The organism is Acuticoccus yangtzensis (assembly GCF_001927245.1).
Lineage (GTDB): Bacteria > Pseudomonadota > Alphaproteobacteria > Rhizobiales > Amorphaceae > Acuticoccus > Acuticoccus yangtzensis.
Genome location: NZ_MJUX01000004.1, coordinates 353,198 through 379,961, shown reverse-complemented (window position 1 = coordinate 379,961; position 26,764 = coordinate 353,198). Strand labels below are relative to the sequence as shown.

General features: G+C 68.2%; 26 protein-coding genes. 15 read left to right on the top strand and 11 right to left on the bottom strand.

What is annotated here, in order from left to right; translation table 11 throughout:
- Position 1 precedes the first annotated feature (1 nt).
- Positions 2-658 (bottom strand): haloacid dehalogenase type II, encoded by a 657-nt coding sequence (locus BIX52_RS13045; RefSeq protein ID WP_075221490.1) that lies wholly within the window; start codon positions 656-658, stop codon positions 2-4.
- A 193-nt stretch (positions 659-851) separates the two neighbouring features.
- On the opposite strand from BIX52_RS13045, the gene BIX52_RS13040 reads away from it, so the two are divergent.
- Together BIX52_RS13040 and BIX52_RS13035 are read left to right on the top strand one after the other, a co-directional pair.
- Positions 852-1,706, top strand: coding sequence for a branched-chain amino acid aminotransferase (locus tag BIX52_RS13040; RefSeq protein WP_075221489.1), 855 nt, complete (start codon positions 852-854; stop codon positions 1,704-1,706).
- A 141-nt stretch (positions 1,707-1,847) separates the two neighbouring features.
- The gene (locus BIX52_RS13035) at positions 1,848-2,444 is read left to right on the top strand and encodes a superoxide dismutase (protein ID WP_075221602.1); all 597 of its coding nucleotides are present in this window, start codon (positions 1,848-1,850) and stop codon (positions 2,442-2,444) included.
- A gap of 477 nt (positions 2,445-2,921) precedes the next feature.
- On the opposite strand, the gene BIX52_RS13030 is transcribed toward BIX52_RS13035, so the two are convergent.
- The 3 genes from BIX52_RS13030 to msrB are packed head-to-tail and all read right to left on the bottom strand — an operon-like array spanning position 2,922 to position 5,779.
- On the bottom strand, positions 2,922-3,242 hold the full coding sequence (locus BIX52_RS13030) for a hypothetical protein (protein ID WP_075221488.1): 321 nt from the start codon (positions 3,240-3,242) through the stop codon (positions 2,922-2,924).
- The gene (locus tag BIX52_RS13025) at positions 3,239-5,362 is read right to left on the bottom strand and encodes a S9 family peptidase (protein ID WP_075221487.1); all 2,124 of its coding nucleotides are present in this window, start codon (positions 5,360-5,362) and stop codon (positions 3,239-3,241) included. The genes BIX52_RS13030 and BIX52_RS13025 overlap by 4 nt, the downstream gene beginning before the upstream one ends.
- Positions 5,363-5,779 (bottom strand): peptide-methionine (R)-S-oxide reductase MsrB, encoded by a 417-nt coding sequence (gene msrB, locus BIX52_RS13020; protein WP_075221486.1) that lies wholly within the window; start codon positions 5,777-5,779, stop codon positions 5,363-5,365.
- Between the two features lie 140 nt (positions 5,780-5,919).
- Between msrB and BIX52_RS13015 the strand changes: the two genes are divergently transcribed.
- The 11 genes from BIX52_RS13015 to BIX52_RS12960 all read left to right on the top strand — a co-directional run bounded on the left by BIX52_RS13015 (position 5,920) and on the right by BIX52_RS12960 (position 15,243).
- Positions 5,920-8,277, top strand: coding sequence for a putative monovalent cation/H+ antiporter subunit A (locus tag BIX52_RS13015; protein WP_075221485.1), 2,358 nt, complete (start codon positions 5,920-5,922; stop codon positions 8,275-8,277).
- A complete protein-coding gene (locus tag BIX52_RS13010) occupies positions 8,274-8,687 on the top strand; it encodes a Na+/H+ antiporter subunit B (protein WP_075221484.1) in 414 nt (137 codons plus the stop codon). The genes BIX52_RS13015 and BIX52_RS13010 overlap by 4 nt, the downstream gene beginning before the upstream one ends.
- On the top strand, positions 8,687-9,289 hold the full coding sequence (locus BIX52_RS13005; RefSeq protein WP_075221483.1) for an NADH-quinone oxidoreductase subunit K: 603 nt from the start codon (positions 8,687-8,689) through the stop codon (positions 9,287-9,289). Before BIX52_RS13010 ends, BIX52_RS13005 begins: the two co-directional genes overlap by 1 nt.
- Positions 9,290-9,293: 4 nt before the next feature.
- Positions 9,294-10,925, top strand: coding sequence for a proton-conducting transporter transmembrane domain-containing protein (locus BIX52_RS13000; protein WP_083660228.1), 1,632 nt, complete (start codon positions 9,294-9,296; stop codon positions 10,923-10,925).
- Positions 10,925-11,401 carry a Na+/H+ antiporter subunit E gene (locus BIX52_RS12995; protein WP_075221482.1) on the top strand — a complete coding sequence of 159 codons (477 nt, stop codon included), beginning with the start codon at positions 10,925-10,927 and terminating at the stop codon, positions 11,399-11,401. Before BIX52_RS13000 ends, BIX52_RS12995 begins: the two co-directional genes overlap by 1 nt.
- A 44-nt stretch (positions 11,402-11,445) precedes the next feature.
- A complete protein-coding gene (locus tag BIX52_RS12990) occupies positions 11,446-11,721 on the top strand; it encodes an MrpF/PhaF family protein (RefSeq protein WP_425426683.1) in 276 nt (91 codons plus the stop codon).
- Positions 11,718-12,071 carry a monovalent cation/H(+) antiporter subunit G gene (gene mnhG, locus BIX52_RS12985; RefSeq protein ID WP_075221480.1) on the top strand — a complete coding sequence of 118 codons (354 nt, stop codon included), beginning with the start codon at positions 11,718-11,720 and terminating at the stop codon, positions 12,069-12,071. Before BIX52_RS12990 ends, mnhG begins: the two co-directional genes overlap by 4 nt.
- A gap of 242 nt (positions 12,072-12,313) precedes the next feature.
- On the top strand, positions 12,314-12,757 hold the full coding sequence (locus BIX52_RS12980) for a Ros/MucR family transcriptional regulator (protein ID WP_075221479.1): 444 nt from the start codon (positions 12,314-12,316) through the stop codon (positions 12,755-12,757).
- 839 nt (positions 12,758-13,596) lie between these two features.
- Positions 13,597-14,001, top strand: coding sequence for a helix-turn-helix domain-containing protein (locus tag BIX52_RS12970; RefSeq protein WP_083660227.1), 405 nt, complete (start codon positions 13,597-13,599; stop codon positions 13,999-14,001).
- Positions 13,998-14,768: a DUF6456 domain-containing protein gene (locus tag BIX52_RS12965; RefSeq protein WP_205647817.1), complete on the top strand. Its 771-nt coding sequence runs from the start codon at positions 13,998-14,000 to the stop codon at positions 14,766-14,768. Before BIX52_RS12970 ends, BIX52_RS12965 begins: the two co-directional genes overlap by 4 nt.
- A 58-nt stretch (positions 14,769-14,826) precedes the next feature.
- A complete protein-coding gene (locus tag BIX52_RS12960) occupies positions 14,827-15,243 on the top strand; it encodes a SufE family protein (RefSeq protein WP_075221476.1) in 417 nt (138 codons plus the stop codon).
- A gap of 84 nt (positions 15,244-15,327) precedes the next feature.
- Here BIX52_RS12960 and BIX52_RS12955 read toward each other — a convergent pair whose 3' ends face one another.
- Entirely contained in the window at positions 15,328-18,027 is a 2,700-nt protein-coding gene (locus tag BIX52_RS12955) for a hypothetical protein (RefSeq protein WP_075221475.1), read from the bottom strand.
- A 299-nt stretch (positions 18,028-18,326) separates the two neighbouring features.
- Here BIX52_RS12955 and BIX52_RS12950 point away from each other — a divergent pair, with 299 nt between their 5' ends.
- Positions 18,327-20,045 (top strand): thiamine pyrophosphate-requiring protein, encoded by a 1,719-nt coding sequence (locus BIX52_RS12950; RefSeq protein WP_075221474.1) that lies wholly within the window; start codon positions 18,327-18,329, stop codon positions 20,043-20,045.
- Between the two features lie 93 nt (positions 20,046-20,138).
- Positions 20,139-20,987: a fumarylacetoacetate hydrolase family protein gene (locus tag BIX52_RS12945; protein WP_075221473.1), complete on the top strand. Its 849-nt coding sequence runs from the start codon at positions 20,139-20,141 to the stop codon at positions 20,985-20,987.
- A gap of 49 nt (positions 20,988-21,036) precedes the next feature.
- Here BIX52_RS12945 and cnbZ read toward each other — a convergent pair whose 3' ends face one another.
- From cnbZ to BIX52_RS12915, 6 genes are all read right to left on the bottom strand, one after another.
- Complete coding sequence (gene cnbZ, locus BIX52_RS12940) at positions 21,037-21,789, bottom strand: 2-amino-5-chloromuconate deaminase CnbZ (protein WP_075221472.1); 753 nt, start codon at positions 21,787-21,789, stop codon at positions 21,037-21,039.
- Positions 21,790-21,884: 95 nt separating this feature from the next.
- A complete protein-coding gene (locus BIX52_RS12935; RefSeq protein ID WP_075221471.1) occupies positions 21,885-22,604 on the bottom strand; it encodes an ABC transporter ATP-binding protein in 720 nt (239 codons plus the stop codon).
- Positions 22,597-23,370: an ABC transporter ATP-binding protein gene (locus BIX52_RS12930; protein ID WP_075221470.1), complete on the bottom strand. Its 774-nt coding sequence runs from the start codon at positions 23,368-23,370 to the stop codon at positions 22,597-22,599. The genes BIX52_RS12935 and BIX52_RS12930 overlap by 8 nt, the downstream gene beginning before the upstream one ends.
- Positions 23,367-24,347, bottom strand: a complete 981-nt coding sequence (locus BIX52_RS12925; RefSeq protein WP_075221469.1) for a branched-chain amino acid ABC transporter permease — start codon at positions 24,345-24,347, stop codon at positions 23,367-23,369. The genes BIX52_RS12930 and BIX52_RS12925 overlap by 4 nt, the downstream gene beginning before the upstream one ends.
- Before the next feature lie 10 nt (positions 24,348-24,357).
- On the bottom strand, positions 24,358-25,224 hold the full coding sequence (locus BIX52_RS12920) for a branched-chain amino acid ABC transporter permease (protein WP_075221468.1): 867 nt from the start codon (positions 25,222-25,224) through the stop codon (positions 24,358-24,360).
- Between the two features lie 204 nt (positions 25,225-25,428).
- Positions 25,429-26,676: an amino acid ABC transporter substrate-binding protein gene (locus tag BIX52_RS12915; protein ID WP_075221467.1), complete on the bottom strand. Its 1,248-nt coding sequence runs from the start codon at positions 26,674-26,676 to the stop codon at positions 25,429-25,431.
- Between the last annotated feature and the right edge of the window lie 88 nt (positions 26,677-26,764).

Here is a 26,764-nt window from a genome sequence, read left to right as displayed (position 1 = left end):
CTCAGACGCCGGCAAGGCCCGTCAACGACGAGAGAGTCACCGCGGGGGCCATGTCCCGATATTCGTCGGGCGCGCCGCCGCGGTTGATCCACACGGTGCGGAAGCCGAAGGCCGTCGCCCCGGCGATGTCCCAGCGGTTGGACGACTGGAACGACACCGCTTCGGGATAGACGCGGAAGCGGTTCGTCACCAGCTCGTAGACCGCGGGAAGGGGCTTGTAGGCTCCCAGCGTATCCACCGAGAGGATATCGTCGAGCAGCCCGCCGATGCGCGCCGCCTTCACGGCGAGCTCCAGCATCGCCTGGCTGCCGTTGGAGAGGATCGCGGTCTGCGCGCCGGCCTCGCGCAGCTGCGTCAGGACGTCGATCACCTCCGGGTAGGCGTCGAGCTCGCGGTAGGCGTCAAGCAGCGTCTCGCGCATGGATGACGGGGCGGAGGGGACGGTTTTCAGCGCCGTATCCAGTGCATCCTCCGTCAGCGACCAGAAATCGCGATAGCGCCCGGCGAGGCTGCGCACCCAGGAATATTCGAGCTGCTTGGTGCGCCACACGGCCGACAGCGCATCGGCATCAGGACCCACCTCCGCCGCATGGCGCCGCACGGCGGCGTGAACGTCGAACAGGGTGCCGTAGGCGTCGAAGACGTAGACGGAATGCATGACGGTCCTCCTCGCTCATGGCTAGCCGATCGGCACCGCCGCGGCCAGCGCGGAGCGGGGCCTCACGTCGAGCCGATCGACGCAAAGCAGGATGGAGACGCCGCCGTTGCACCCTTTTGCGCCCAGCCGCACACATGGCGTGCTTTTCATCAGGCGAACCAGCCCTTAAACCTTCATGCGTTGGAGGGCTCTCATGGCTGAATGGTCGCAAACTTGGACGTGGATCGACGGCGCTTGGCACGCGGGCAATCCGCCTTTGCTGGGGCCGCGGTCGCATGCATTCTGGCTCGGCTCGTCGGTATTCGACGGGGCGCGCGCCTTCGAGGGGGTGACACCCGACCTCGATCTGCATCTGGAGCGCGTCAACGCCTCCGCCCTCGCGATGAACCTGAAGCCGACCATGAGCGTCGGCGAGATGATGGAGCTGACCGCCGAGGGCGTCGCCAAGTTCCCGTCCGGCACGCCGCTGTACATCCGGCCGATGTATTGGGCCGAAGAGGGCGGGGCCTCCGCCGTGGCGCCCAACGCCGATTCCACGCGCTTCCTTTTGTGCCTCTACGAGACGGCGATGCCGGAGGTGAAGAGCTACGCCATCACCGTGTCGCCCTTCCGCCGGCCGACGATCGAGACCATGCCGACCAATGCGAAGGCGGGCTGCCTCTATCCGAACAACGCCCGCGCCATCCTGCGCGCCAAGGAAAAGGGGTTCGACAACGCCCTGGTGCTCGACATGCTGGGCAACGTCGCCGAGCTCGGCAGCTCCAACATCTTCATGGTGAAGGACGGGATGGTGGTCACCCCGCGTGAGAACCGCACCTTCCTCGCCGGCATCACCCGCACCCGCACCATGGCGCTTCTCGAGGCGGCCGGCTACCGCGTCGAGGCGACGACGCTCTCCGTCGCCGACTTCATGGACGCCGACGAGATCTTTTCCACCGGCAACATGGGCAAGGTGCTGCCGGTGACGCGGATCGAAACGCGCGAGATGCAGCCCGGACCGGTCTTCCACAAGGCGCGGCAGCTTTATTGGGATTATGCCCACGCCTGAGATGGCCCTCATCCCTTGCGATTTATTGCGCGTTCCCGTGGGTGCAGGGCGCCCGACCGTTGAAGCGCTCCTGGGACGTGCTACTTGCAGGGGGATCGAAATGCCGCGCTTATGCGCGGCGCGATGACTGGAGAATATAACGTGGCTTTCGAACTCCCCGAACTGCCGTATGCGTACGACGCCCTGGCGCCCTACATGTCCGCCGAGACGCTCGAGTTTCATCACGACAAGCACCACCAGGCGTACGTCACCAACGGCTCCAAGCTTCTGGAAGGCTCGGGCCTTGAGAACGAGTCGCTGGAAGATATCGTGAAGAAGAGCTTCGGCACCAACGCCGGCCTCTTCAACAATGCCGGTCAGCACTACAACCACATCCACTTCTGGAAGTGGATGACTCCGAACGGCGGCAAGGGCACCATGCCCGGCGAGGTCGCGGCCAAGATCGACAGCGATCTGGGCGGCTACGACAAGGCCCGCGCCGACTTCCTCGCCGCCGGTGCCGGTCAATTCGGGTCCGGCTGGGCCTGGATCGCCGTGAAGGACGGCAAGCTCGAGATCATGAAGACCCCGAACGGCGAGAACCCGCTGGTGTCCGGCGCCACGCCGATCCTCGGCGTCGACGTGTGGGAGCACTCCTACTACATCGACTACCGCAACGCCCGCCCGAAGTACCTGGAAGCCTGGTTCGACAACCTGGTGAACTGGGAATATGTCGCCGAGCTGATGGGCAAGGCGTAAGACCTTCGGCCGGGCCTCGCGCCCGGCCGTTTCGTTTTGGCGTCTGGGTGGCCGGCGGAACCCTGCGTGCGCATCGGCGGCCGCCTTCCCGCGCCAGCGCCCCGCGAGGGCGTTCCACCGGCGCACAGGCGGCGCCGTTCCCGCGGCAGCGCCCCGCGAGGGCGTTCCCCCCTCGCGCTCCCCCTGAAGTCGGCTGTTGCCGACTTCAGCATCCATGATGCCCAACTGCGCAACAGCGCAGTTGGGTTCGCCACCGGGCAGGGGTCAGTTCGGGCTGAAGAAGCCCGAGCCTGACACCCTGTAGCGAGCCTTCCGAAGTGGTGTGACGGCATCAAGCACCCATGCTCCCCATGCTCGACCGGCCCCCAAGAGGCCGGCCTGCGCGTGGGTCCGCGTGGGTGCTTGACCCCGCCCCACGTCTTCAAGCGCTGAGATGCTCTGGCATCGTGTGGGTCTTTGGCGCCGACCGCGCTGCCCTCAGCGGCGCTGCTCGCACTGGTTCAGGATGATGCGGCCCATGTTGCCGACGATCCAGAGACGCCACGCGGTGCAGGCCTCCAGCGTGTCGAAGCAGCCGACATAGGACAGGCCCGTCGTCGCCATGCCCGCTGATTCGCCCGATATGCGGCCGACGATCGGCGCATTCGGATGCGTCCGGCAGTCGGGCGTGCGCTCAGCCGCGGTGTAGGTCCACGGATTGTCGGCGTCGATCCGGCCCGCCGACACCGGACCGGCCGCCGCCAGCGACAGAGCGGTCGCCGCACAAATCGCCAGAAGACGAGGGGCGATGCGTGTCATGTCGTCTCCTTTTCGCCGGCCTTGCCGAGCACGGACAAGACGAAAGCCTGCACCAGCGCCACCTCGCCGAGCCGCTTGAACCGGCCCGATGCGCCGCCATGCCCGGCTTCCATGTTGGTCTTGAGCAGAATGAGCGGGTCGTTGGTGGCGCTCGCCCTGAGGCGCGCCACCCACTTGGCCGGCTCCCAATAGGTCACCCGCGGGTCAGACACACCCGCCAGCGCGAAGATCGCCGGGTAGGCCTGCGCGGTCACGTTGTCGACCGGGGAGTAGCCCTTCATCCGCAGGAAGGCGGACGGGTCGCGGATCGGATCGCCCCATTCCGGCCACTCCGGCGGGGTGAGGGGAAGCGTGTCGTCCAGCATCGTCGTCAGCACGTCCACGAACGGGACTTCGGCGACGATCGCCCCGAAGCGGTCCGGCGCGCGGTTGGCGATGACGCCCATCAGCATGCCGCCCGCCGAGCCGCCCTGCGCGGCGATCCGGCCCTTCGCGGTGTAGCCCTCGGCGATCAGATGGTCCGCCGCGGCCATGAAATCGGAGAAGGTGTTCTCCTTGTGCGCGCGCCGGCCCTGGTCGTACCAGTCGAACCCCTTGTCCATGCCGCCGCGCACATGGGCGATGGCGTAGACAAAGCCCCGGTCCACCAGGGAGAGCGAGTTGGCCGAGAAGGACGCCGGGATCGTGATGCCGTAGGAGCCGTAGCCGTAGAGGAGGCACGGCGCGGTGCCGTCGATCGGCGTGTCGGCGCGGTGGTAGAGGCTGACCGGCACCAGGGCACCGTCCGGCGCGGGCGCCATCAGGCGGCGCGTGACGTACTGCCCCGCATCGTGGCCGGACGGGATGACCTGGCGCTTGCGCAGACGCCTCTCGCGCGTCGCCATGTCGTAGTCCCACACCTCGGTCGGCGTGGTCATCGACGAATAGGTGAAGCGCAGCCGGTCCGTCTGGAACTCGTAGCCTTCCGAGATGCCGAGCGAATAGGCCTCCTCGTCGAAGGCGATCTGGTGCTCGTCACCGTCGGCGAGGCGGCGGATGACGATGCGCGGCAGCGCGTTCTCCCGCTCCAGCCAGACGAGATAGTCCTGGAAGACGATCATATCGACGATGAGGACGCCCGGACGGTGCGGGACGATGTCCTCCCAGTTCTCCCGTCCCGGCGCGTCCACCGGCGCGCGCACGATGCGGAAATCACGCGCATCGCGGTTGGTGCGGATGAAAAGCTGCTCGTCGATGTGGGCGATGTCGTATTCTTCCTCCTCGAGACGCGGCGCCACCAGCACCGGCTCCGATGAGGGGTCGTGCGCATCGACCAGCCGCACCTCCGACGTCTGATGGTCGTGGCTGTCGATCACGATGAAGCGGCCCGACAGTGTCCGCCCGACCGAGACGAAGAAGCCCGAATCGGCCTCCTCGTAGAGCGTCCTCGGCTCTGCCCCCGGCTCCAGCGCCAGCACCTTGCCGGGGCGGTGGTTGTCATCCACCTCGATCGCGAGGACGGTCCGGTTGTCCCCGGCGACGGTGACCGACGGCGTCACCCTCTCGTGCAGGATCGTGTCGGCGCCGGTGGAAAGATCGCGCCAGGCGAGGGTGAAGAGCTCGCCGCCGGAGCGGTCCGAGGTCCAGGCGAGGTGCGTCTGGGCCGGGGAGTGGGCCGCCGAGCCGAGTTTGAAGTAGCCGGCCCCGGCCGCCTCCTTGTTGGCGTCCAGCAGGATCTCGTAGTCGCTGGGCGGGGCGTCCGGTGCCGCCGCGTCGCCGAGGTGGCGGTACATGCGGATGAGGCGCGGCTGTTCGTCGCCCTCCGCGTAGGTCATGCCGTAGGCGTAGTTGCCGTCCGGCGTCGGGACCGACCAGTCGTCCTCGGCGATGCGGCCGCGCAGTTCGGCCACCAGCGTTTCCTTCAGCGCCTCAACCGGGGCGAGTACCGCCTCGGTATAAGCGTTCTCGGCGCTGAGATAATCGTGGATATCGGCGGCGAGGACGGACGGGTCCGCCATCACCTCGCGCCAGTTCTCCGCGCGCAGCCAATGATAGGGGTCTTCGAGCGTCACGCCGTGATGGGTGACGGTGACGGGGCGCCGGTCCGCGACCGGCGGCTGGCTTGCGCGCTTGTTCAGCATCTACTCGTCGTCGGGTTGGAAGGTCAGGGCAGCCCCGTTCATGCAATATCGCAGTCCCGTCGGTCGAGGCCCATCGGGAAAGACGTGGCCGAGGTGCGCATCGCATTTGGCACAACGGTTCTCGGTCCGCCGCATGAAAAGCGAGCGGTCCGCGTGGTCCTCCACCGCGTCTTCGGTGATCGGGGCGAAGAAGCTGGGCCAACCGGTGCCGGAATCGAATTTCGTTTCCGATCGGAAGAGCGGCGCGCCACAGCACACACACGTATAGGTTCCGGTCCGCTTTTCGTTGTTGAGCGGACTCGTGAAGGCCCTTTCGGTCCCGTGCCGCCGTGTGACGCGGTATTGCTCAGGCGTCAGGGCGCTGCGCCATTCTGCATCGGATTTTTGGACTTTCGTTTCGTCGTCTGCCGTGGACATACTTGTGCTCCATCACGTTCGTCATGCATATGCGCCGCTCGATAGTGAACTTGTAGTGCCGAAGCGTCGCGTATGATCTTTGGCGCCCTCATCGTCTGCCGACCGACGGAGCCCGCTCTTTGACTGTCCCTGCCGACTTGATGCTGTGGGTCGCGCTCGCCCCCTTCGGGGCGGCCGCCCTGGCGCCAACGCTCGTCCACAAGCTGGGCGCCAAAGCCGGATGGATCCTCGCGATCGTCCCGGCGGCCCTCTTCCTGGGCTACGCTTCCATGATTCCCGAGGTGTCGCACGGGGCGACCTTGCGGGCCGGCGTCGACTGGGCGCCCGCACTGGGCATCCGTTACGCACAGCTCATCGACGGGCTGTCCCTCACCTTCGCCCTCCTCGTCACCGGCATCGGCACCTTCATCGTGGTCTATGCGGGCGGCTATTTGAAGGGGCATCATCACCAGGGCCGGTTCCTGTCGTTCCTGCTGTTGTTCATGGGGGCGATGCTGGGGCTTGTCGTCGCAGACGACCTCATCTCGCTGTTCGTCTTCTACGAGCTGACCTCGATCACGTCCTTCCTGCTCATCGGCTTCGACCATACCCGCGAGCCGGCCCGCCGCGCCGCGGTGCAGGCGCTCGTCATCACCGGCGGCGGCGGCCTGGCGCTGCTCGCAGGGCTGATCCTCATGCGCATGGTGTCGGGCGAGACGTCGGTGGCGGGTCTCCTCGCCTCGCCGGACGTCTTGCGCGAGGCTCCGGCCTACACCGCCATTTTCATTCTTGTCTGCCTCGGCGCCTTCACCAAGTCGGCGCAGGTGCCGTTCCATTCGTGGTTGCCGAACGCCATGGAGGCGCCGACCCCGGTGTCGGCCTATCTGCACTCGGCCACGATGGTGAAGGCGGGCGTGTTCGTTCTGATGCGCTTCGCCCCGACGCTGGACGACACGGCCCTGTGGCACACGGTGCTGCCGCTGTTCGGCGGCGCCACCTTCCTCACGGGCGTCATCCTCGGCATCCGCCAGACGGACCTGAAGCAGATCCTCGCCTACACCACCGTAGCCTCGCTCGGCCTTCTCGTCATGCTGACGGGCCTCGGCACGCAGTATGCGGTGGCGGGCGCGGTCGCCTACCTCTTTGCCCACGCGCTCTTCAAGGGCGGCCTCTTCATGGTGGCGGGCTGCATCGACCATGAGACCGGTACCCGCGACATCCGCCTGCTCGGGGGCCTTGCGGGCAAGATGCCGGTCACCTTCGTCGCCGCGCTGCTGGGCTGCCTCTCCATGGCCGGCCTGCCGCCGATGATCGGCTTCGTCGCCAAGGAGGTGATGTATGACGGCGTGTGGCAGATCGGCGGGGTTTCGGTCGCCACCATCGTCGCGGTCGCCGGCAACGCGCTGATGTTCTGCATCGCGCTTTCGCTGCTGCTCCCGTTCTTCAAGAAGCCCGGCGAGATGCCGAAGAAGCCGCACGAGGGCTATCCGTCGCTGTGGCTGGGGCCGATCGTCCTCGGCGGCGTGGCGCTCGGCTCCGCGCTCATGCTGGAGACGACGGTTCATGCGCTGATCGGGCCGATGACGGGCGCCGTTCTCGGCGAGGCCGTGGAGCTTCACCTCCATTTGTGGCCCACAGGGCTTTATCCGCCCGTGGTGCTCACTCTGGTGACGGTCGGGGCCGGGCTCGTCCTCTTCGCGCTCTACACGGTGGTGCGCGGCGGAGTGGGCGCGGCGCTCGACGCCATCGGCTGGGGGCCGGACCGCGGGTTCGACCAGCTCCTCGGCGCGCTCATCGGCCTTTGCGTGCGGGTAACCCACCTCGTCCAGCCGGGGCTGATGCAGCGTTATGTGACGACCACCTTCGTGCTCCTCGCCATCGCGCTGCTGGCCCCCATCGCCATCGACGGTCTGCCGGCGCTCTCGCTTCCCTCGGACCTCTCCGAGCCGCAATATTTCGTGGTCATCGCCTCGGCGATCGCCGGGCTGTGGATCGTCATCATCGCCAAGTCGCGCCTGGTGGCGATCGTCTCCCTCGGCGTGCAGGGCGTGATGGTGGCGCTCATCTTCATGCTCTACGGCGCGCCGGACCTGTCCTTCACCCAGTTCATGGTCGAAACGCTGTCGGTGATCATCCTCGCGCTGGTGATGACCCAGCTCGATCTCGAAATCGAGGATCACCGCCTGAAGGGTCACATGATCAAGGACGCCACCATCGCGTTGGCGTGCGGCCTCGGTTTCGCCATCGTCCTCTATGGTGTGGTGCAGCAGCCGCTCGACCTGCGCCTGTCCGACTTCTACATGACCTACGCCTACGACATCGCTCACGGCCGCAACGTCGTGAACGTGATCCTGGTGGACTTCCGTGCCCTCGATACGCTCGGCGAGATCGCCGTGGTGATGGCCGCGGGCTTGGCGATCCTGGCGCTGCTGCGCCTCGGCCCGCTGGCCCGCTCCGAGCCGTCCGACAGCACGATGACCGCAACGCGCAAGGCGTCTTCCGGTGAGGTGACCTCATGAATTCGCTGATCCTCCGCACCATCGCGCCGTTTCTGGCGGCGCTGATGATGCTGTTCTCGGTCTTCGTGCTGCTGCGCGGTCACAACGAGCCGGGTGGCGGGTTCATCGGCGGTCTCATCGCCGCGTCCGCGCTCGCCATCTACGGCATCGGCTCCGGAGTGGACACGGTCCGGCGGGCGATCGTCGTTCATCCGAACGCGATCGCGGGGGCGGGTCTCCTGATGTCGGCCGTCGCCGGTCTTTCGGCGATGTTCATGGGGCGCCCGGTCCTCACCGGCCTCTGGTGGATCCCGGTGGTGGAGGGGATCGAGATCCCGCTCTCCACCGTCCTCGTCTTCGATGTCGGCGTTTATTTCGTCGTCCTCGGCTCCCTCGCCTCGATTGCACTGACCCTGGAGGAGGGCGACTGATGGAAGCGATCTTCAGCCTGGTGGTCGGCCTCTTCTTCGCCGCCTCCATCTATCTGATGCTGTCATCGCATCTGGTGCGCATCCTTCTGGGCGTGTCGATCTTCGGCAACGCGGTGAACCTCATGATCTTCACCGCCGGGCGTCTGGGCGGGCCGGCCCCGCCGGTGCTGGCGGAAGGGACGCATCACAGCGTCTACCCCGAGGGGGCGGCGTCGGCGCCGATCGGCCACACCGGCGAAGGCCTCGTTCCCGGACCCGAAGGCGCCGCCCCGGCGCACGGTGGTACTCTGGCCGGCGCCGACATGGCGGTGGCGCCCGGCGCCGATGCCGCGGTGCCGAGCGTCGGCATCGAGCCGACCGGGGCGGTCAGCGATCAGATGTCGAGCCTGGCCGGCGCGGCCTCTTCGGCGTCGGACATCCTGGGTGCGACGGCCAATCCGCTGCCCCAGGCCCTCATCCTCACGGCGATCGTCATCTCCTTCTCGATCTTCGCCTTCCTTCTTGTGCTCACCTTCCGTGCCTATCAGTCGATGGACACCGACAACGTGGACGATATGCGCGTTGCCGAGGTCGAGCCGGTCCGACCGCCGCTTGGGTACTGACGACATGCGGAAACTTCTTCTCCCGGCCACGGCGCTCGCCGCCGCCGCCCTGTTCACGTCCGCGGCCGCAGCGGCGCCCACCGGCGACTTGCGCGCCGAGGCGATGATGCCCGGCAGCACCCCCTTCACGCCCTGGCTGACGGTGCTGCCGATCCTCATCCCGCTTCTCGGCGCGGCGTTGACGATGATGCTGCGCCACAAGGTGACTTGGCAGGCGCCCATCGCGATGGCGGCGGTCGGCCTCGCCACGCTGTTCGGCTTCCTCCTGTTCGCCGAAGTCGCGGTGAATGGGCCCTTGATCATGGCGGCGGGCAACTGGCTGCCGCCCTTCGGCATCGTCATGACGGTCGACCGCCTCGGCGCGCTCTTCGTGGTGGCGACCGCGGTGGTGGGGCTGGCCGGCCTCATTTATGCCCGGCGCGATATCGACGAGAGCCGCACCCGGTTCGGCTTCTACACCTTCTACTGCCTGCTCATCGCCGGGGTGTGCGGCAGCTTTTCGACCGGGGATATCTTCAACCTCTACGTCTGGTTCGAAGTGTTCCTGGTGTCCTCCTTCGGACTGATGATCCTGGGCGGGGAGAAGCTGCAGCTCGACGGCGCGGTGAAATACGGCGTGCTCAACCTCATCGCGACGACGATCTTCCTGATCGCGGTGGGGCTGCTCTACGGCTTCACCGGGACGCTCAACATGGCCGACATCCGCGCCGTGATCGCAGCGTCCGACGGTGCGCCGGTGGCAACCGTCGGGGCGCTCTTCGTGATGGCCTTCGCGATGAAGGCCGCCGCCTTCCCGATGCACTTCTGGCTGCCGGCCTCCTATCACACGCCGCGCGTGGTGGTCGGGGCGATCTTCGCGGGTCTCCTCACCAAGGTCGGCGTCTATGCGCTGCTGCGCGTGCTCGTCATGCTGTTCGGCGCCGAGGGCGAATTGTTCTATCCGCTGATCGGCTGGCTCGGCGTCTTCACGGCGATCATGGGCGGCATGGGCGCGCTGGCGCAGACCAACCTGCGGCGGATGGCGGCCTTCCTGGTCGTCTCAGGCATCGGCGTCATGCTGGTGGGGCTCGGCCTCGGCAGCAGCGCGGGGCTGACGGGGGCGGTGGTCTACGCCGTCCACTCCATCCTCGCCATGATGGGGCTGTTCCTGGCGATCGGTCTCGCCGAACGCTTCGGCGGCGGGGCGACGGCGGCCGGCGCCGACATCTATGCCCGCTCCAGCCTCGTGGCGGGGCTCTTCCTGGTGTTCGGCTTCGCCGCCGCAGGGTTGCCGCCCTTCTCCGGCTTCTGGCCCAAGCTGATGCTGGTCCAGGCGTCGCTGGAGACGTCCGGTGTCCTCGGGATCGCCGGCGTCGTCGCGATCATCCTGTCCGGCTTCCTCACCACGGTCACGGCGGGCAAGGCCTGGGCTCTCACCTTCCTGAAGCCTGCGGCCGAGCGCGGCCCGGCGCCGGTGGCGGCCGCGGCGGAGGCGGTGAGCGTGCCGCGCAGCGGGCAGGCGGCCGTGGTGCTCCTCGCCGCGCTCGTCCTTCTCCTCGGCCTCGTTCCGCAACTCGTGATCGTCCCGGCGGAAGAGGGGGTGGCGGGGCTGCTTGATCCGTCGCTCTACATCACCCGCGTTCTGGAGGCGCACTGATGGCCACCATCCTGGTCAACATCATCCTGGCGCTGGCCTGGGGGGCGGTGACGGGGTCGTTCACCACGGTGAACCTCGTGTTCGGCTTCATCCTCGGCGGTCTGGCGCTGGCCATGATCCGCGAGGACGCCGGGTCCACCAGCCATTTCCGCCGCGCCTTCGGTGCCGTCGCACTCGCCATCACCTTCGTCTACGAGTTGATCAAGTCGTCGGTGAACGTGGCGACCATCGTTCTGTCACCGTCGCGCGAGCTGAACCCGGCCATCATCGCCTATCCTCTGGATGTTCGGACGCCGGTGGAGATCACCTTGCTCGCCAACATGATCACGCTGACTCCGGGGACGCTGTCGGTCGACGTTTCGGACGACCGATCGACCCTTTACATCCACGCCATCGACGCGCCGGACCCCGAGGCGGTGGTGCGCGACACGAAGGCGAGCTTCGAGCGGAAAATCATGAAGGTGTTTGCGCAATGACCGGCCCGGCATTTCTGCAACTCTGCTTTGTCCTGTCCTTCGGGATGTTGGCTGTGGCGGTGATTCTGATTATTGCCCGCGTTGTCATCGGACCGACCTTGCCGGACCGGATCCTGGCGCTCGATCTTCTGGTGAATGGCGGCGTCGGGTTCATCATCGTCTTCGGAATCCGCACCGGCTTCTCGATCTACGTGGACATCGCCATTGCGCTCGGCCTCGTCGGCTTCCTGTCGACGGTGGCGTTGGCGCGATTCGTTCACCGGCGCGGCGACGTGTCGATGGCGCGGGCCGAGGGTGACGCGGAAAGGAGCACGCTGTGACGACGTTGATTCCGTATGTGGCGGGCATTCTTTGCCTGCTCGGAGCCTTTTTTGTGCTGGTCGCGGCGATCGGTCTGATCCGTCTCGATGATTTATACATGCGGATGCATGCGGCGAGTAAGGCGGGAACCGTGGGTGTCGGCGGACTTTTTGCGGCACTGGCGCTCTACTTCGGCGAAGCGGATGTCGCGTGGCGTGCGCTGGCAGGTTTTGTATTCTTTTTGTTAACGGCGCCTGTTTCTGCACACTTGTTGGCAAAAGCTGCTTATACAGTTGGGTACAAGCCCTGTGCGCAGACCAAGCATGATGCATTGTCGCGCCGCGATTCCCAAGAATATACCCCAACCTGAAGCGGTGGCGGGTTACTCCTGTGCGCTGTGAGGGTACTGCAAGAGTTACAGATCTGGCCCTGACATGAGTTGCAAGTGCGGGGTCAGTTCAAAAGGTCTATAAGCGCAATCAATTTTGGAAATCTAAGCGGGGTGATCTTGCGGCAGGGTGGGATGTGGAATAAATATCCCGCGTCCCCTGCAGTCGCCGTCTCCCTCTCTGTCCGACGGTCTAGACGCTCTTTTATAAGAACGAGTGGCAAATGTCCGAACCGGTCCAAGATTCGAATCTTATCGATCTGGCGGCAGAGATTGTCTCAGCATATGTGAGCAATAATTCCGTTGCCTCGCACGACCTGCCGAACTTGATCGGCGAAGTCTACGCAGCCCTTCAGAAGACCAATGGCGGCGAGCCCGAGCCCGAGCCCGAGCCGCTGAAGCCCGCGGTGCCGATCAAGAAGTCCATCACGCCCGATTACCTGGTGTGCTTGGAAGACGGGAAGAAGTTCAAGTCGCTGAAGCGTCACCTGCGCACGCACTATAACCTGTCTCCCGAAGAGTATCGCGACCGCTGGAATCTCCCGGCCGACTATCCGATGGTGGCCCCCAACTACGCCGCCGCGCGGTCCGAGCTCGCCAAGCGTATGGGCCTCGGCCAGCAGCGGAAGAAGCCGGCCCCCCGCGGCCGCAAGACCGCGGCGAGCTGATCGCCCGATCGCCTGCGCGGGCCGCCCCCGCGCACCCATCAGCGTACCGCCGCGCCGCGCGCACGGCAGCGCACCCGATCCCAATCCCAGCCGCGCTGGCTGAAGCCGCGACACCGCTTCACCGCGCAGCCGAGAGAGACAAACGCCCCGTGTGACGCCGTTCACGCGGGCGTTTTCGTGTCGGGACGTCGGATGTCCCCGCCGCATCGCCGCCGCGGTCCGTCCCGGTCCCCGAAGCGCCTATCGCCGCGCTCTGCCCGGCGCCGATCCCGCCCTGCTCGGCGGCGCACTTGTCCCCGCACCCGGCAATGATTTCAGCGCGCTGAACCGCGTCTGTCCCCGCGTATGCCACGGCCGTGCATCGCGCCGCCTCCTCGGCGGATTTCAGGTCCTTCACCAGCATCAGGTGGCGCGCCAGATCGTAGCTCCAGTGGCCGCAGCGACCCCGCGCCCGCTCCCGCCGCAGCTCCCGCCGCAGCCACGCCACAGACCGGGGCGCGGCCCAGAGACTCTCGTGTAGATCCGCAGTATCCGCGGCATTTTCAAAACAATCAGGGGTTAACGCCGCGATCGATTGTGTCGCGTCTGCGGCGTGAGTCTGCGCGTTCATTGCAATTCCTCGTTGTGGTGGCCGAGGACCAAGCTAATGGGGCACGCGAAGACGGGGATAGGATAAGCCCCCCACAAAGCCTGAAGAGCCGGCCAAAATTAAGCTCAACGCTTCGCAGTTATTTGGCGGGGACTTGATCTTATCCCCGTCTTCCTATCCAACCTTAAATTGAGGTAACGGCAGAACAGCAACCCGCCTTCATGTGGAAAGGCGAAAAAGGCCGAAGCTAATGCATACAAACGAGTTGGCGGTCATTGAAGCGCGACCGCTGGGATACCCGCGTAAGACCATTGATCGGCGTATCGTGCGCCGCATGATTGAAGTGACCGTGGCCGCCGCCCTGAACTTGCCGGTCGACGAATTGGCCGCAAAGACCAGGCGGACAGCGCCGATTGCATTTGCACGACAGATTTCGATGTATTGCGCTCATGTCACCTTCGGCTGGTCTTTGACCGAGGCCGGAGCCGTCTTTTCCCGCGACCGGACGACCGCAGCTCATGCCTGCCGCGTCGTCGAAGATCGTCGGGACTGTCCGCGGATCGACGCGGTGGTGACCGCCGTGGAAGAGCAACTCATGGGCTGGCTCACCGCCATGGAATACTGCCGCCAGACGGTGGAAGGGGCTCTGGAATGAAAGATGCCACCATTTTGCGCCGCGTGGGTAAGGGTTCCTTAACACTGTCGCACGATGGCAGCCTTAACCTTCCCGCGACCGAGAAATCGGCGGCCCTCACCATCCCGGCGGCCGAGATCGCTCGGCTGGTGTCCGCTGATCTCGTCGCCGTCACTAAGGGGCGTGTCGGCCGTACGCCGACCGGGGACATGTATCTGCGCCGGTCCCTCGCGGCGATGCCGGACGACGCCTTCATCGCGCAGCACCGCGACATCATCGTCGAGAGCCGCGGCGGCGCGGAGGGGCTCGCCGTGAACGCTGCGGAGAGCCCGCTCGGCTGGCTCGCCACGCGGCGCGACAAGGCCGGCAATCCGATGTTGAGCCGCACCCAGCTCGAGGCCGGGCAGCGCCTGGCGCGCGATCACGAACGCGGCGCCCGGCGCGAGCGCGTGACCCAGTCCTGGGATGCGTCCGCCGTGCGCGGCGATCGACCGCGCGACGGTCTGACCCTCAGCGAGGCGGCGCACGATGCGCGCGGCCGCGTCACCCGCGCGCTGGACGCGGTGGGGCCGGACTTCGCGCCGGTGCTCGTCGCCGTGTGCTGCGAGGAAAAAGGGTTGGAGACGGTGGAGAAGACGCAAGGCTGGCCCGCCCGCTGCGGCAAGGTCATCCTGCGCCTGGCGCTGGACCGGCTCGCGCAGCACTACGGCATGGCGCCGTCGGTGTCCGGTGCGGCCCGCGCGGGGCTGGTTCACTGGGGATCGCCGGACTATCGCCCTGCCGCCTGACGCCCGGCCCTGACATAAGCCCTCTGACGCCCCATCTTGCGGGGAGCGGAGGGCCACTATGACGAACGCCGAGGACATCGCCGACGCCTTCGAGTTCATCGACGACTGGGAAGAACGCTACCGGTACGTCATCGAACTCGGGCGGGAGCTGCCGGACTTTCCGGACGCCTTGAAGACCGACGCCACGAAGGTGGAGGGCTGCGTCTCGCAGGTCTGGCTGATGACCGGCGTGAAGGACGGCCGCATGGAGCTTTTGGGCGACAGCGATGCGATGATCGTGCGCGGCCTCGTCGCCATCCTCATCGCCTTCTACAGCGGGCGCCCGGTGGCCGAGGTTCAGGACCTCGACGTCAACGCCTTCCTGACGCGCCTGCAGCTTGCCGAGCATCTGACGCCGCAACGCTCCAACGGCCTCAACGCCATGGTGAAACGCATCCGCGGCGAGGCGCTGCGTCTGTCGGCCGAGGCGCACTGAGGCGATCGGCGCTCCCCCGGTGCTGCGGCGTCTGAGATGGCGCCTGGCGGCCCGCGCGAGGCGTCGCCGCGTTGAGGCGGCGGGTCAGAAGGGCGAGCGGGACGCTTGGGGCAGCGCAGCCGGGGAGGGGGCGAGCGTCATCGGATGCGCCTCCAGCGGAGCGGCGCGCCAGTCCGCCACCATCCGCTCCACCGCACCGCCGGCGAAGGCTTCCAGTATGGCCTCGTCGGTCGGCAGCACGAGGTGGTGGGCGGCGCGCGCGGCCAAGTCCGCCCCATTGCCGGACGCCTCCAGCGCGATCACCGCCGTGCCCGCCGCCAGCGCCGCATGGGCCGCGACCGACAGCGGCACGGGCCAGCCGGGTGCGGCCACCACGATGTCCACCGCCTCCGCCGTGAAGGCCGTGGCCAGCGCGGCAGGGTCCGCCGCGTCCCCCACCGGCACCTGGGTGATGAAGTGCGGCAGATCCCTCCGCGCGGTGAAGGTGATGAAGCGGAAGCGTCCGTCGAAGGCGTGGCGTCGGGCGATCTCCTGGAACAGCGGCCAGCCGCAATCGTCGAGCCCGTCCGCGGCGTAGGCGACGCGGATCGGCCCCTCAGGTGCGGCCCGCTCCACCGGTTCCGCCGCGCCCAGCGTCAAGGGGGCCGCCACGCGGATCTGCTGCGGATCGCCCACCGGCAGGCGCTTGGCGCTGCGCTTGGCGGCCAGCGACGGCGCCAGCACTGTGAACGAGGTGTCCGACAGGAAGCTCGCGATGCGACGTTGATGCTCGGCGCGCTGGTCGTCGAACCGGCAGCTATGGGGCGGCTGGCCGGTCGCGGGGTTGGTGGGGCGGCCGTCCGGGTTGATGAGCCGCCGGCAGGGGCACGCGAGGAAGAAGTCGTGCAGCCACAGGATGCGCCGCCCGCCGGACAGGCCGAGCGCCGCCGCCAGCCGCTCCGGCTGATGCCCGGCGAGGCCGTGAACCACCACGTCGATCAGCATCGTATAGCGCACCGCCATCAGCGCCTCGACGAAGGCGGACGTCTTGCACGCGCCGATCAGCCCGTCCGCCCCCTTCAACCGCAGCACCGGGTCCTCGGCCCGTCCGGCCAGCGACGGGCGCGGCGCCTCGGGATGCACGTTGAGCGTCGGCCGGCCGGATGCGGCGGCGGCGGAGGCCTCGCCCTCCAGCGCCACGGCCGCGCCGCCAGTGGTGTCCGCAGGGTCGACGTCGGTGATCGTGACGACGAGCGCGCCTTCCGCTCCCACCATCTCGATGATGCGGCGCGTCACCAGCGCGGCGGACAGGAGCGTGGCCGCCGGCGGATAGGCGGGCGGTGCGGGCAGGCCGTCCGGCTTCGCGGCGGTGGCGTTCCAGCGGTTGAACGGCCGGCGGACGGTGCGGCGCTCGTCCCGCCCCTTGGTGATGTAGTGGACGAAGGGGTTGGCGCCGGACTCCGCAACGTCCGGATTGAACTCCAGATAGGCGCGGGTGGAGAACCAGGGCGCGGGGTCCCGCCCCTCGGTCCAGCCGTGTTCGAGATAGTGGAGGATGGGGTCGGTCGCGTCGTCGATGTCGGGGTTGATGCCGCGGTAGAAGGGAATGTCGAACGCCTCGGCCACGGCCTCGCGCGCTTCGGCGATGGACTCCACGCTGAGCGCAGGGCGCCGCGGCGCGCGCCGTCCCTCCGCCCGGCCCACGGCCAGGTAGTGGGAGAAGGGCTCCAGCCCCGCCTTGGCGACGTCCGGGTTTTCCTGAAGGTAGCCGGTGGGTGAGAACCAGGGCGCCGGGTTGCGCCCCTCCGACCAGCCGTGGCGCAGGTAATGTTTGATTGCGTCCGCATCGGCCGCCACGTCGCGGTTGGCGGCGCGGTAGAAGGCCTCGTCGAACGCGGTGGCGATGATCGCCCGCCGGTCCGCATCGCTCATCTTCGCGAGGTCGATCCGCTTGGCCGTCCCGCTGCGGGCGATCAGCGCGTGGACGAACGGGTTGACCCCCTTGCCGATCAGCTCAGGATGCCGCGCGAGATAGACGGCGAGAGAGAAGTCCGGCGCAGGGTCGCGCCCCTCGCGCCAGCCACGGGTGAGGAAGTGCTCCAACAGGTCGCTCGTGGCGGCGAGGTCCGGGTTCCTCTTGGCGTAGGTGCCGGGGTGGAAGGCGGCGGCGGCGATGGCCCGCTGCTCGTCGATCGACGGGCCGCTGCGCGCGGGCGCCGACAGGTCCCCCTGCGTGGCGCCGAACAGGATGTGGTGGACGAACGGGTTCAGCCCGGTCAGCGCCACCACGGGGTGCGCACCCATGTACTGGGCGATGGAGAAGTCGGGGCGCGGGTCGCGGCCCTCGCGCCAGCCGGCGGCGAGGAAGTGCTCCAGCGGGTCCAGCCCCGCCGACACCACGTCCTTGTTCGTCTCGGCATAGAAGCGGGCGTCGAACCTCTCGGCCACCAGGGCGCGCAGCTCCGGCACGTGCGCGGTCGGGTCGGCATCCTTGCGGGCGGTGCGCCCCTCGTCCCGCCCGTGGCGCAGATAGTGGATGAACGGGTTGCCGCCCGACGAGGCGACGTCCGGGTTGAACTCCAGATAGTCCGCCACCGAGAAGTAGGGCGCTGGGTTGCGGCCTTCCTGCCAGCCGTGGCCCATGAAGTGGCGCAGCGGGTCCATCCCCGCGGCCGCCACGTCGGGATTGTTGGCGAGGTAATATTCGGCGTCGAAGGCGGCCTCCACCAGCGCCATGTCCGCCTCGGCGCGGGTCTGGGGCTTGGATCGCCGCCGCGAGAACAACGAGATGCGAGCGGGCTTCATGGGAGGGCTCCCTGGGGTCGAACGAGGCGGCGCGGCCGGCCGGACCGGACGCGGCGCGGCCGTAACGGCGGTGCGGGTGACGGCAGCAGCGCGCGGGCCGGGTCAGCCGTGGCCGCGCCCTCATCCATACGCCAGCCATCCGTCTCGATGCTATTGGCGTAGCGCAGACGTGATGTGCAAGCGATTCTTCGCGCGACCGGGCTTGGTTCGGCCATCCCTTTGTGGCCACTTGTCGCCCAAGGCGCCGACCGCTGCGGATCAGGCGCCGCAACACGACCAAGGACGACCGGGGAAACGCGATGACGCATCACGGAACGGGGCGGATGACCGCAGGCGGGGCCATCTTCACCCGTCTCAAGGCGCTCGGCGTCGACGTGGTCTTCGCCAACTCCGGCACGGACTTTCCGCCGATCATCGAGGGGCTGGCCGAGGCCGCCGCCGCGGGGGTGGACCTTCCCGCCGCCCTCGTCATCCCGCACGAGCACGCTGCGATGGGGATGGCGCACGGCTATTTCCTAGTCACCGGGCGGCCGCAGGCGGTGATGCTGCACACCAATGTCGGCCTCTCCAACGGCGCCACCGGGGCGATCAACGCCGCGTGCGAGCACATCCCGATGATCCTCATGTCAGGCCGCACGCCGGTGACGGAGGCGGGGCGCTTCGGCGCGCGAACGGTGCCGATCGCCTGGGGGCAGGAGATGCGCGACCAGACCGCCCTGGTGCGCGAGGCGGTGAAGTGGGACTACGAGCTGCGCTATCCCGAGCAGATTGCCCCTTTGCTGGACCGCGCCTCGGCCATCGCCATGTCGACGCCGAAGGGGCCGGTCTATCTCTCCCTCCCGCGCGAGGTGCTGTGCGAGCCCGTCGCCGCCGAGGATCTCGCCGCGCCCGCCAGCATCGCCCCGGTGCGGGTGGCGCCGGACCCGGCCGCCGTCGCCGCCGCGGCCGAGGCGCTGGCCGGGGCGCGGGCGCCGCTGGTGATCGCCCAGCGCGGGGCGGGGGACGCGGAAAGCTTCGCGGCATTTGCGGCGTGGGCAGAGGAGTGGGGGATCGCCGTCTCGTCCTGGTGGGCGACGCATCTCGCGATCCCGACCGACCATCCCTGCCACGTCGGCGCCGACCCCGGCCCGTGGCTCGCCGAGGCGGACGTCGTGGTGATCCTCGACGCGCTCGCCCCCTGGTGGCCGGACATCCACCCGGTGCCAGCGGCCGAAACGGTGGTCACCATGGGGCCGGATCCGGTCTTCTCGCGATTCCCCGTGCGCGGTTTCCGCAGCGACATCGCTCTTCGGGGCGAGAACGCGGACACCATCCCGGCGCTGATCGCCGCGATGGACCGCCTGCCGCGCCCGTCCGGCGTCGCGGCGCGCCGCGCGCGATTGGCCGCCGCCTCCGCGGCCGAGCGCGCCAAGCTGGAGGCCGCCGCCGCCGACACCTCGCGCGGGATGACGAAGGCTTTCGTCAGCGCCGCCCTCGGCCGTGCCTTGGAGGCGCGGGAGGTGGCGGGGCAGGCGACGTCCGTGTTCTCCGAACTCGGCACCAAGCTCGGCTTTCTCTCCCGTCGCGCGCCGCTGTCGTGGTTCCAGGAGCCGCATTCGGGCGGCCTCGGCTGGAGCTTTCCGGCCGCGATGGGCGCCAAGCTCGCCGACCCCGCCCGCACCGTCGTCGCCACCATGGGGGACGGCTCCTACATGTTCGCCAACCCCACCGCCTGCCACCAGGTGGCCGAGGCGCTGGGGCTCGGCGTGGTCGTCATCATCCTCAACAACGAGGAGTGGGGGGCGGTGCGTGCCTCCGTCGTCGGGCTCTACCCGAACGGCGCCGCCGCCCGCGCCAACCAGATGCCGCTGACCGCGCTGAAGCCGACGCCGGACTTCGTGCGCACCGCCGAAGCGAGCCGCGCCTTCGCCCGCCGCGTCACCGACCCCGCCGACCTCGCAGCCGCTCTTGAAGCGGCGCTCGAAGCAGCCGATACCGGGCGTCAGGCCCTGCTCGACGTCGCGGTTCTGCCCGACTGACGGCGCCCGGGCCCAACCATCGCCGCCCGTGACGCTTGCGCATTTCAAGCGGGTGGCTAACCGTCTCCCGGAATGCGCCTTTGGAGGATCCCCATGCGATTCGTGTCCTATGTCCGGCTCGGCCGGCCGTCCTTCGGTGCCTTGGTGGAGGGCGGGATCATCGATCTCGCCAAGCTCATTCCGGGCATCGACACTCTGGCCGAAGCGATCGCCGAGGATCTCCTGGCCGACGCCGCCCGCGCCGTGCACGGGCGCAAGGCCGAATTCGCGATGTCGGACGTCACGCTGCTGCCGGTCATCCCGAACCCCGGCAAGGTCCTGTGCGTGGGCGTGAACTACGTGGCGCACCGCGAGGAGACCGGCCGCAAGCCCGTCGGCCATCCGACCTTCTTCACCCGCTTCGCCGATTCGCTGGTGGCCGACGGCGCGCCGGTGATCAAGCCGAAGGTGTCCGACAACCTGGACTATGAGGGCGAGCTGGCGCTGGTGATCGGCCGCGGCGGGCGCAACATCAAGCCGGAAGACGCGCTCGACCACGTCGCCGGTTACGCGCCCTTCATGGACGGCTCGGTGCGCGACTGGCAGCGCCATACCGCCCAGTTCACGCCGGGCAAGAATTTCCCCGGCACCGGCGCGTTCGGTCCGGCTCTGGTGACGCCGGACGAGATCGGCGACGTGACGGCCCTGCCGATCGAGACGCGCCTGAACGGCGAGGTTATGCAGAAGGCGACACTGGCGGACCTGATCTTCTCGATCCCCGACGTGATCGCCTATGCGTCGACCTTCACGCCGCTGTCACCCGGCGACGTGATCGCCACCGGCACGCCGGGCGGCGTCGGCGAGCGGCGCGAGCCTTCGGTGTGGATGAAGGACGGCGACGTGGTGGAGGTCGACCTCGGCCCCGCGGGCCTTCTGGTCAACCGCATCGTCGCGGAGCAGTAAGCCGGACGGGCTGCGGGGATCTCTCCGCAGCCCACAACCGAACCCCGGATCAGGCCGGGATGACGCTTTCCGAATAGACCCCGCGCGTGTCCATCTCGTAATCGAGCTGGACGATGGGCGGGCGGGCAAAATGCCAGGTGGCACCGTGCCGCGCCGCACCGCGGGCGACCAGCTCGTCGGCCAGGAAGGCGTGGATCGGAAACACCGTGTAGACCTGCGCCGCGGTCACGTCCGCCCAGCCTTTGCCGAAGGCGGCCATGCGGCGCTCCATCTCGCCCAGCACATGGCGGGCTTTGGCGGTCATGCCGGCCGGGCTCTGGTCGCCGCGCGCCACGACGTGGTCGAAATAGTTGTTCTTGCCCTCCGGCACCTCGCCGCTGCCGGCGATGGCGAAGGTGCCCGCGACGTCAGACGGCACGGTGTAGGCGAAGGCGTGGAAGGACGGGGTCGCGGGCGCGTCGATCTCGGGACACACGTTGGAGCGGGCGACGGGGTTGATGCCGTTCTTGTAGATGCCCCATTCCTCCAAGGTGCCGCAGTAGAGCTCGTTGAAGGCGCGGAAGCCGTCCTCGGAGAACTGGCCGGGGGAGCGCAGCTCGCACTGGCAGAAGGCGGTCAGCGGGCGCCCCTCGGCCTCGATGTGCGCCTTGGCGCGGGCGAACCCTTCGGCCAGCGGCACCGGGTTGGCGAAGCGCACGCGCTTGATCTCGAAGCCCGGCTGGGCGGCGACGCCGCATGAATATTGGAACACGCCCGGCATGTAGTCATAGCCGCCCGCGTCCATCGCCACGGTGTCGGTCATCGTTCGTCTCCTGAGAGGGGGATCGGATGGCCGCCAGTCGCGGCGGCCACTGAAAGCACGGCCGCCCGCGCGGGGCGGCCACTGAAAGCACGGCGTCAGGCGCCGATATAGGCCTCGCGCACCTCGGGCGCTTCGGCGAGAACGTCCGGCGTGCCGCTCATGACGACGCGACCGCGGTCGAGAACGAAGCCGCGGTGGGAGATCTCGAGCGCCGTCATCACGTCCTGCTCGATGAGGAGGATCGTGGTCCCGGCCCGGTTCACCTCCACCAGGGTCTCCGACAGAAGCTCCACCGCGCGCGGGGCGAGGCCGAGCGACAACTCGTCGATCATCAGCACCTTGGGCCGGCTCATGATGCCGCGGCCGATGGCGCACATCTGCTGCTCGCCGCCCGACAAGGTGCCCGCGTCCTGCCGCGCCCGCTCGGCGAGGCGGGGGAACATGGTCATCACGCGGTCGAGGTCGGCCTTCACCTCGGGGTCCTTGGTGTCGCGCAGGTAGGCGCCCATGAGGAGGTTGTCGGTCACGCTCATGGTGCGGAAGAGGCGCCGCCCTTCAGGCACGTGGGCGATGCCGGCCGCCAGCACCCGGTCCGGCTCAGCACCCGCAAGCTCGGTCCCGCCGAGGCGCACCGACCCGGCGGTGGCGGTGACGAGGCCTGAGAGGGTCTTCAGAAGCGTCGTCTTGCCCGCGCCGTTGGAGCCGACCAGGCAGACGATCTCGCCCGCCATCACGTCGAGGTCGACGCCCCAGAGGATCTGGATGTCGCCGTAGCCCGATTGCAGGCCCGAGACGGTGAGAAGGGGCTCAGCCATGGGCGCCTCCCGCGGCGGCGGCGGCCCGCTCGGCCGCCCGCTTGGCGTAGCGGTTGCCCAGATAGGCCTCGATCACCGCAGGGTCGGACGTCACCGTGTCCGGCGCCCCCTCGGCGATCTTCGCCCCGTGGTGGAGGACGACGATGCGTGTGCAGAGGTTCATCACGACCTTCATCAGATGCTCGATGATGATGATGGTGACCCCGCGCGCGGCGATGCGCCGGATGAGGTCGACCGCAACGTCGATCTCCGCCGGGTTGAGCCCCGCGTTGACCTCGTCCAAGAGCAGCACCTTCGGCTCCATGGCGAGCGATTTGGCGAGCTCCAGCCGCTTGCGTCCGGCGAGCGTCAGGGAGGAGGCGCGCTTGTCCTTCTCGGCGCCGAGGCCGACGAAGTCGAGCGCCTCCGCCGCCTTCTCTCGCGCGGTGGTGAGCGAAACGCCGGCATGGGCGAAGGTCGCCGGTGCCATGACGTTTTCGAGCGCCGTCATCTCCGGGAAGGGCTGCACCACCTGGTAGGTGCGCGCGACGCCGAGCCGGCTGATCTGGTAAGGCTTCAGCGCCTCGATCCGCTGACCGTCGAAGACGATCGTCCCCGTGCCGCGATAGACGCCGGTGATGACGTTGACGAGCGTCGTCTTACCCGCACCGTTGGGGCCGATGAGGCCGACGACCTCGCCCGGCATGACCGACAGCGTCACGTCGTCCACCGCCGTCAGCCCGCCGAAGCGCTGGGTGACGTTGGTGAGTTCCAGGATCGGGCTCATGCCGCGCCTCCCTTCACTGCGCTGTTCGAGGTCGTCTCGCCCTTCTTGGCGACGACACGCCGCTTGCGCTTGCCGGTGACGAGGCCGAGAAGCCCGCCCGGCAGGAAGAAGATCAGCGCCACGATGAGGAGGCCGAGCGCGGCGGCGTGGATCTGGAGGAGGTTGCGCCACACGAGTTCTTCCATCGCGAGGAAGAGGACCGCGCCGATCGCCGGGCCGAGCACCGTGCCTGCGCCGCCCAGCATCGCCATGACGATGGGCTTCACCGAGGTCAGCGTGGCGAACACGTCCGGCGGCTCGATGTAGAACACCCACGAGGCATAGAGCGCGCCCGCCGCGCCGACGAGCACCGCCGAGAGGGCGAACGCCGTCACCTTGTAGAGCGTGGTGTTGATGCCCACCATCGACGCCGCGTCCTCGTTCTGGCGGATGCACATGAGGCCGAAGCCGAGCCTGTGGCGCGACACCCAGTAGTTCATGCCGAGCGCCATGACGGCGATGGCGAGCATGGACCAGAAGAAGAGCCGGGCCTGCGCGTCGATGGAGATGCGGATGATGGGAAGGTTCAGCCCCATGCCGCCGCCGGTGAGGCTCGTCCACGAGGTGGTGATCTCGAGCAGCACTTCGGCCACCACCAGCGAGGCGATGGCGAAGTAGTGGCCCTTGAGGTGAAGGATCGCGAGGCCGAGAAGCGTTGCGAAGGCCATGGCGATGAGCCCCGCCGCCACCCAGGCGAGCGGCATCGGCAACCCGGCCCCCTGCAGGATGGCGCCCGAATAGGCGCCGAGGCCGAAGAAGGCCGCCGTAGAGAAGGACGGATAGCCCGCGAAGCCGCCGATGATGTTCCAGGACAGGGCGAGGATCGCGTACATCGCACCCATGGTGCCGAGGCGCAGCAGGTAGTTGTCCGACAGCGCCGGAAGGGCTGCGATCAGCGCCACGGCGATGAGGGTGAGCGCAACCGCGACGCGGTGCATGGTCTGCCCCTTATTCATAGCCGCGCCGCCCCATGATGCCGGTGGGCCGGACGATGAGAAGAAGGATGAGCAGCGAGAAGGCGATCGTCAGCCCGTGCTGCGGGCCGATGAGGAGCGCGCCGAAGCTCTCGATGACGCCGAGCGCCAGGCCGCCGACCATCGCCCCGGCGATGGAGCCGAGCCCGCCGAGCACGCAGACGACGAAGGCGATGCCGAGAAACTCGGTGGAGTTGAGCGGCGAGATGGGGAAGACGACCGACAGCAGCGACCCCGCCGCGCCCGCCATCAGCGCGCCGACGCCGAAGGTCACCGCATAGATGCGCTTCACCTTCACGCCCATCAGCGCGGCGGCCTCCGGGTCCATGCGCACGGCGACGATGGAGCGGCCGATCTTCGATTTGGCCAGCATCAGATAGAGGAGGCCAGTGAGGGCGAGGGCGAGGAGCGTCGCCATCACCCGCTCCATCGGGAAGACGATGCCGCCGATGATCTGGCTGCCCATGGGGTTGGCGAGCTGCACCGCGCGGTAGTCGGCCGAGAAGGCGACGAGCACGGCGTTGTTGAGGAGGAGCTCCAGCCCGAAGGTGAGCACCAGCGTCGTCAGCACCGGCGCGGCGATGACGCGGTTGATGAGGCCCGCCTGGATCACATAGCCGAGCGCGAACAGGAGCGCGCCGGACAGGACGATCGACAGGAAGGGGTGGATGCCGAGGTGAACGTAGGCGAAGTAGGCCACGTAGGAGCCGAGCACGACGAACGAGCCGTGCAGGATGTTGATGACGTTGAGCACCCCCCACACCAGCGAGAAGCCGACGGCGATGCAGGCATAGAGCCCGCCGAGGATGAGCCCGTTCACGAGGATCTGAGCGTAGAGCATGAAGCGTCCCTGAAGGCCGCGCCGGGTGCGGGCTGCGGCGGGGGCGTTGACCGGACGCTGGCGGCGCCGGGGACGGACCGGCGCGCTGCGGGCGCCGGATGGCGGGGCGAGGAAGCCTGCCGACAAAGGGGACCGGCCCGGACGGATCCGGGCCGGTGGAGGGACCCCCGGCAGGCCGGAGCCTGGCCGGGAGGCGGGGGAGATTTATTTGATGCCGCCGATGACGAGGTCGGTCTGCTTCACCGCCTCGGGGAAGACCACCTTCGTGGTGCCGTCCTGGATCTGGAAGACCGGCGGTTCCAGCGACGTGATCTGCCCGGTCTCACCGAACTTGACCGGGCCGTAGAAGGTCACCGCGTCCATCTGCGCCAGCGCCTCGCGCACCTCCTGCGGGTCGATCGACCCGGCCGCCTCGATCGCCATGCCGAGGATCGCGCCCGCAGCGCTGGCCGAGGCTTCGGCATAGTCCGGCGTCGCGCCATATTCGGCCTCGAACGCGGCCACATAGTCGGCGGTGGTGCCGAAGATGTCGTCCCCGTCATAGGCCACGGCCGGGTGCCACCAGGCCGCGCTCGACACGTTGTCGGCGAGCGGCCCGGCCGCCTCGATGAATTCCTTGTAGGCGGGGCCGGCGATCATCGACAGCACCTTGGGGGCGACGCCGAGGTCGGCGAGCTGCCGGCGGATCAGGATCAGGTCGTTGATGTAGCCGGTGACGAAGACCCAGTCCGGTTGACGCGTGCGCATCAAGGTCAGCGCCGAGGCGTGGTCCATCGTGCCGATGGCATATTCGTCGAAGGACAGGACATCGAGCCCCTTCGCCTTCGCGGCCGCCTCCGCCTCGTGGGCGATGGCGAGCGGGAAGAGGTCGTTGCGCGCATAGACGGCGATCGTCTTGATCGTGTCGTCGGCTTCGAGCACGAGGTCGGTGAGCGGCGTCGTCAGCGTGTCGTTCGGCGTGAAGGTGCCGAAGAGATACTGGTAGCCCTGGTCATAGACCGAGGGGGAGGAGGCCGTCGCCGCGATGGTCGGGATCTGGTAGCGCTCCGACACGCTAGAGGCGGCCTTCGCCGCGCCCGAGCCGAAGGGCGAGAAGAGGAAGTTCACCTCGTCCTCGGTGATCAGGCGCTCGGCCGACTGCACCGCACGCGGCGTCTGCGATTCGTAGTCGACGTAGACGATCTCGACCTCGTAGGCGGTGTCGCCCACCTTCAGCCCGCCGTCGGCGTTGACGGCCTTGGCCCACAGGTCATAGCCGCGCTGCTGCTTCAGCCCTTCGGGGGAGAGGGCGCCGGTGAGGGGAAGCGGCGCGCCGACCTTGATCGTCTCCTGCGCGAAGGCGGCAGGCGCTGTCAGGGCGGCTGCCGCAAGTCCGGCGGCGATGGCGGCCGGGAGCATCAGCCGCGAGGCCGAGAGGCGGGGGACCGAGAGACGAGAAGGGGATCGACGCATCCAGCCGCTCCATTCGTGTGCATGATTAAGAATGAAGCTAACCGTCATCGGTGACCGGCGGAAGCGTCAAATGTGGCCCGCCGTGTTG

Bases quoted from the DNA above. Each gene is read 5' to 3' on its own strand.
- BIX52_RS12920 (WP_075221468.1), bottom strand. From the start codon at position 25,224: ATGCTCTACGCTCAGATCCTCGTGAACGGGCTCATCCTCGGCGGGCTC.
- BIX52_RS13045 (WP_075221490.1), bottom strand. From the start codon at position 658: ATGCATTCCGTCTACGTCTTCGACGCCTACGGCACCCTGTTCGACGTT.
- BIX52_RS13040 (WP_075221489.1), top strand. From the start codon at position 852: ATGGCTGAATGGTCGCAAACTTGGACGTGGATCGACGGCGCTTGGCAC.
- BIX52_RS13025 (WP_075221487.1), bottom strand. From the start codon at position 5,362: ATGCTGAACAAGCGCGCAAGCCAGCCGCCGGTCGCGGACCGGCGCCCC.
- BIX52_RS12995 (WP_075221482.1), top strand. From the start codon at position 10,925: ATGGCCACCATCCTGGTCAACATCATCCTGGCGCTGGCCTGGGGGGCG.
- BIX52_RS13010 (WP_075221484.1), top strand. From the start codon at position 8,274: ATGAATTCGCTGATCCTCCGCACCATCGCGCCGTTTCTGGCGGCGCTG.
- BIX52_RS12990 (WP_425426683.1), top strand. From the start codon at position 11,446: ATGTTGGCTGTGGCGGTGATTCTGATTATTGCCCGCGTTGTCATCGGA.
- BIX52_RS12935 (WP_075221471.1), bottom strand. From the start codon at position 22,604: ATGGCTGAGCCCCTTCTCACCGTCTCGGGCCTGCAATCGGGCTACGGC.
- BIX52_RS12925 (WP_075221469.1), bottom strand. From the start codon at position 24,347: ATGCACCGCGTCGCGGTTGCGCTCACCCTCATCGCCGTGGCGCTGATC.
- BIX52_RS12970 (WP_083660227.1), top strand. From the start codon at position 13,597: ATGCATACAAACGAGTTGGCGGTCATTGAAGCGCGACCGCTGGGATAC.
- BIX52_RS12965 (WP_205647817.1), top strand. From the start codon at position 13,998: ATGAAAGATGCCACCATTTTGCGCCGCGTGGGTAAGGGTTCCTTAACA.
- BIX52_RS12980 (WP_075221479.1), top strand. From the start codon at position 12,314: ATGTCCGAACCGGTCCAAGATTCGAATCTTATCGATCTGGCGGCAGAG.
- BIX52_RS13030 (WP_075221488.1), bottom strand. From the start codon at position 3,242: ATGACACGCATCGCCCCTCGTCTTCTGGCGATTTGTGCGGCGACCGCT.
- BIX52_RS13005 (WP_075221483.1), top strand. From the start codon at position 8,687: ATGGAAGCGATCTTCAGCCTGGTGGTCGGCCTCTTCTTCGCCGCCTCC.
- BIX52_RS13015 (WP_075221485.1), top strand. From the start codon at position 5,920: ATGCTGTGGGTCGCGCTCGCCCCCTTCGGGGCGGCCGCCCTGGCGCCA.
- BIX52_RS12915 (WP_075221467.1), bottom strand. From the start codon at position 26,676: ATGCGTCGATCCCCTTCTCGTCTCTCGGTCCCCCGCCTCTCGGCCTCG.
- cnbZ (WP_075221472.1), bottom strand. From the start codon at position 21,789: ATGACCGACACCGTGGCGATGGACGCGGGCGGCTATGACTACATGCCG.
- BIX52_RS12955 (WP_075221475.1), bottom strand. From the start codon at position 18,027: ATGAAGCCCGCTCGCATCTCGTTGTTCTCGCGGCGGCGATCCAAGCCC.
- BIX52_RS13000 (WP_083660228.1), top strand. From the start codon at position 9,294: ATGCGGAAACTTCTTCTCCCGGCCACGGCGCTCGCCGCCGCCGCCCTG.
- BIX52_RS12945 (WP_075221473.1), top strand. From the start codon at position 20,139: ATGCGATTCGTGTCCTATGTCCGGCTCGGCCGGCCGTCCTTCGGTGCC.
- BIX52_RS12950 (WP_075221474.1), top strand. From the start codon at position 18,327: ATGACGCATCACGGAACGGGGCGGATGACCGCAGGCGGGGCCATCTTC.
- BIX52_RS12960 (WP_075221476.1), top strand. From the start codon at position 14,827: ATGACGAACGCCGAGGACATCGCCGACGCCTTCGAGTTCATCGACGAC.
- msrB (WP_075221486.1), bottom strand. From the start codon at position 5,779: ATGTCCACGGCAGACGACGAAACGAAAGTCCAAAAATCCGATGCAGAA.
- BIX52_RS12930 (WP_075221470.1), bottom strand. From the start codon at position 23,370: ATGAGCCCGATCCTGGAACTCACCAACGTCACCCAGCGCTTCGGCGGG.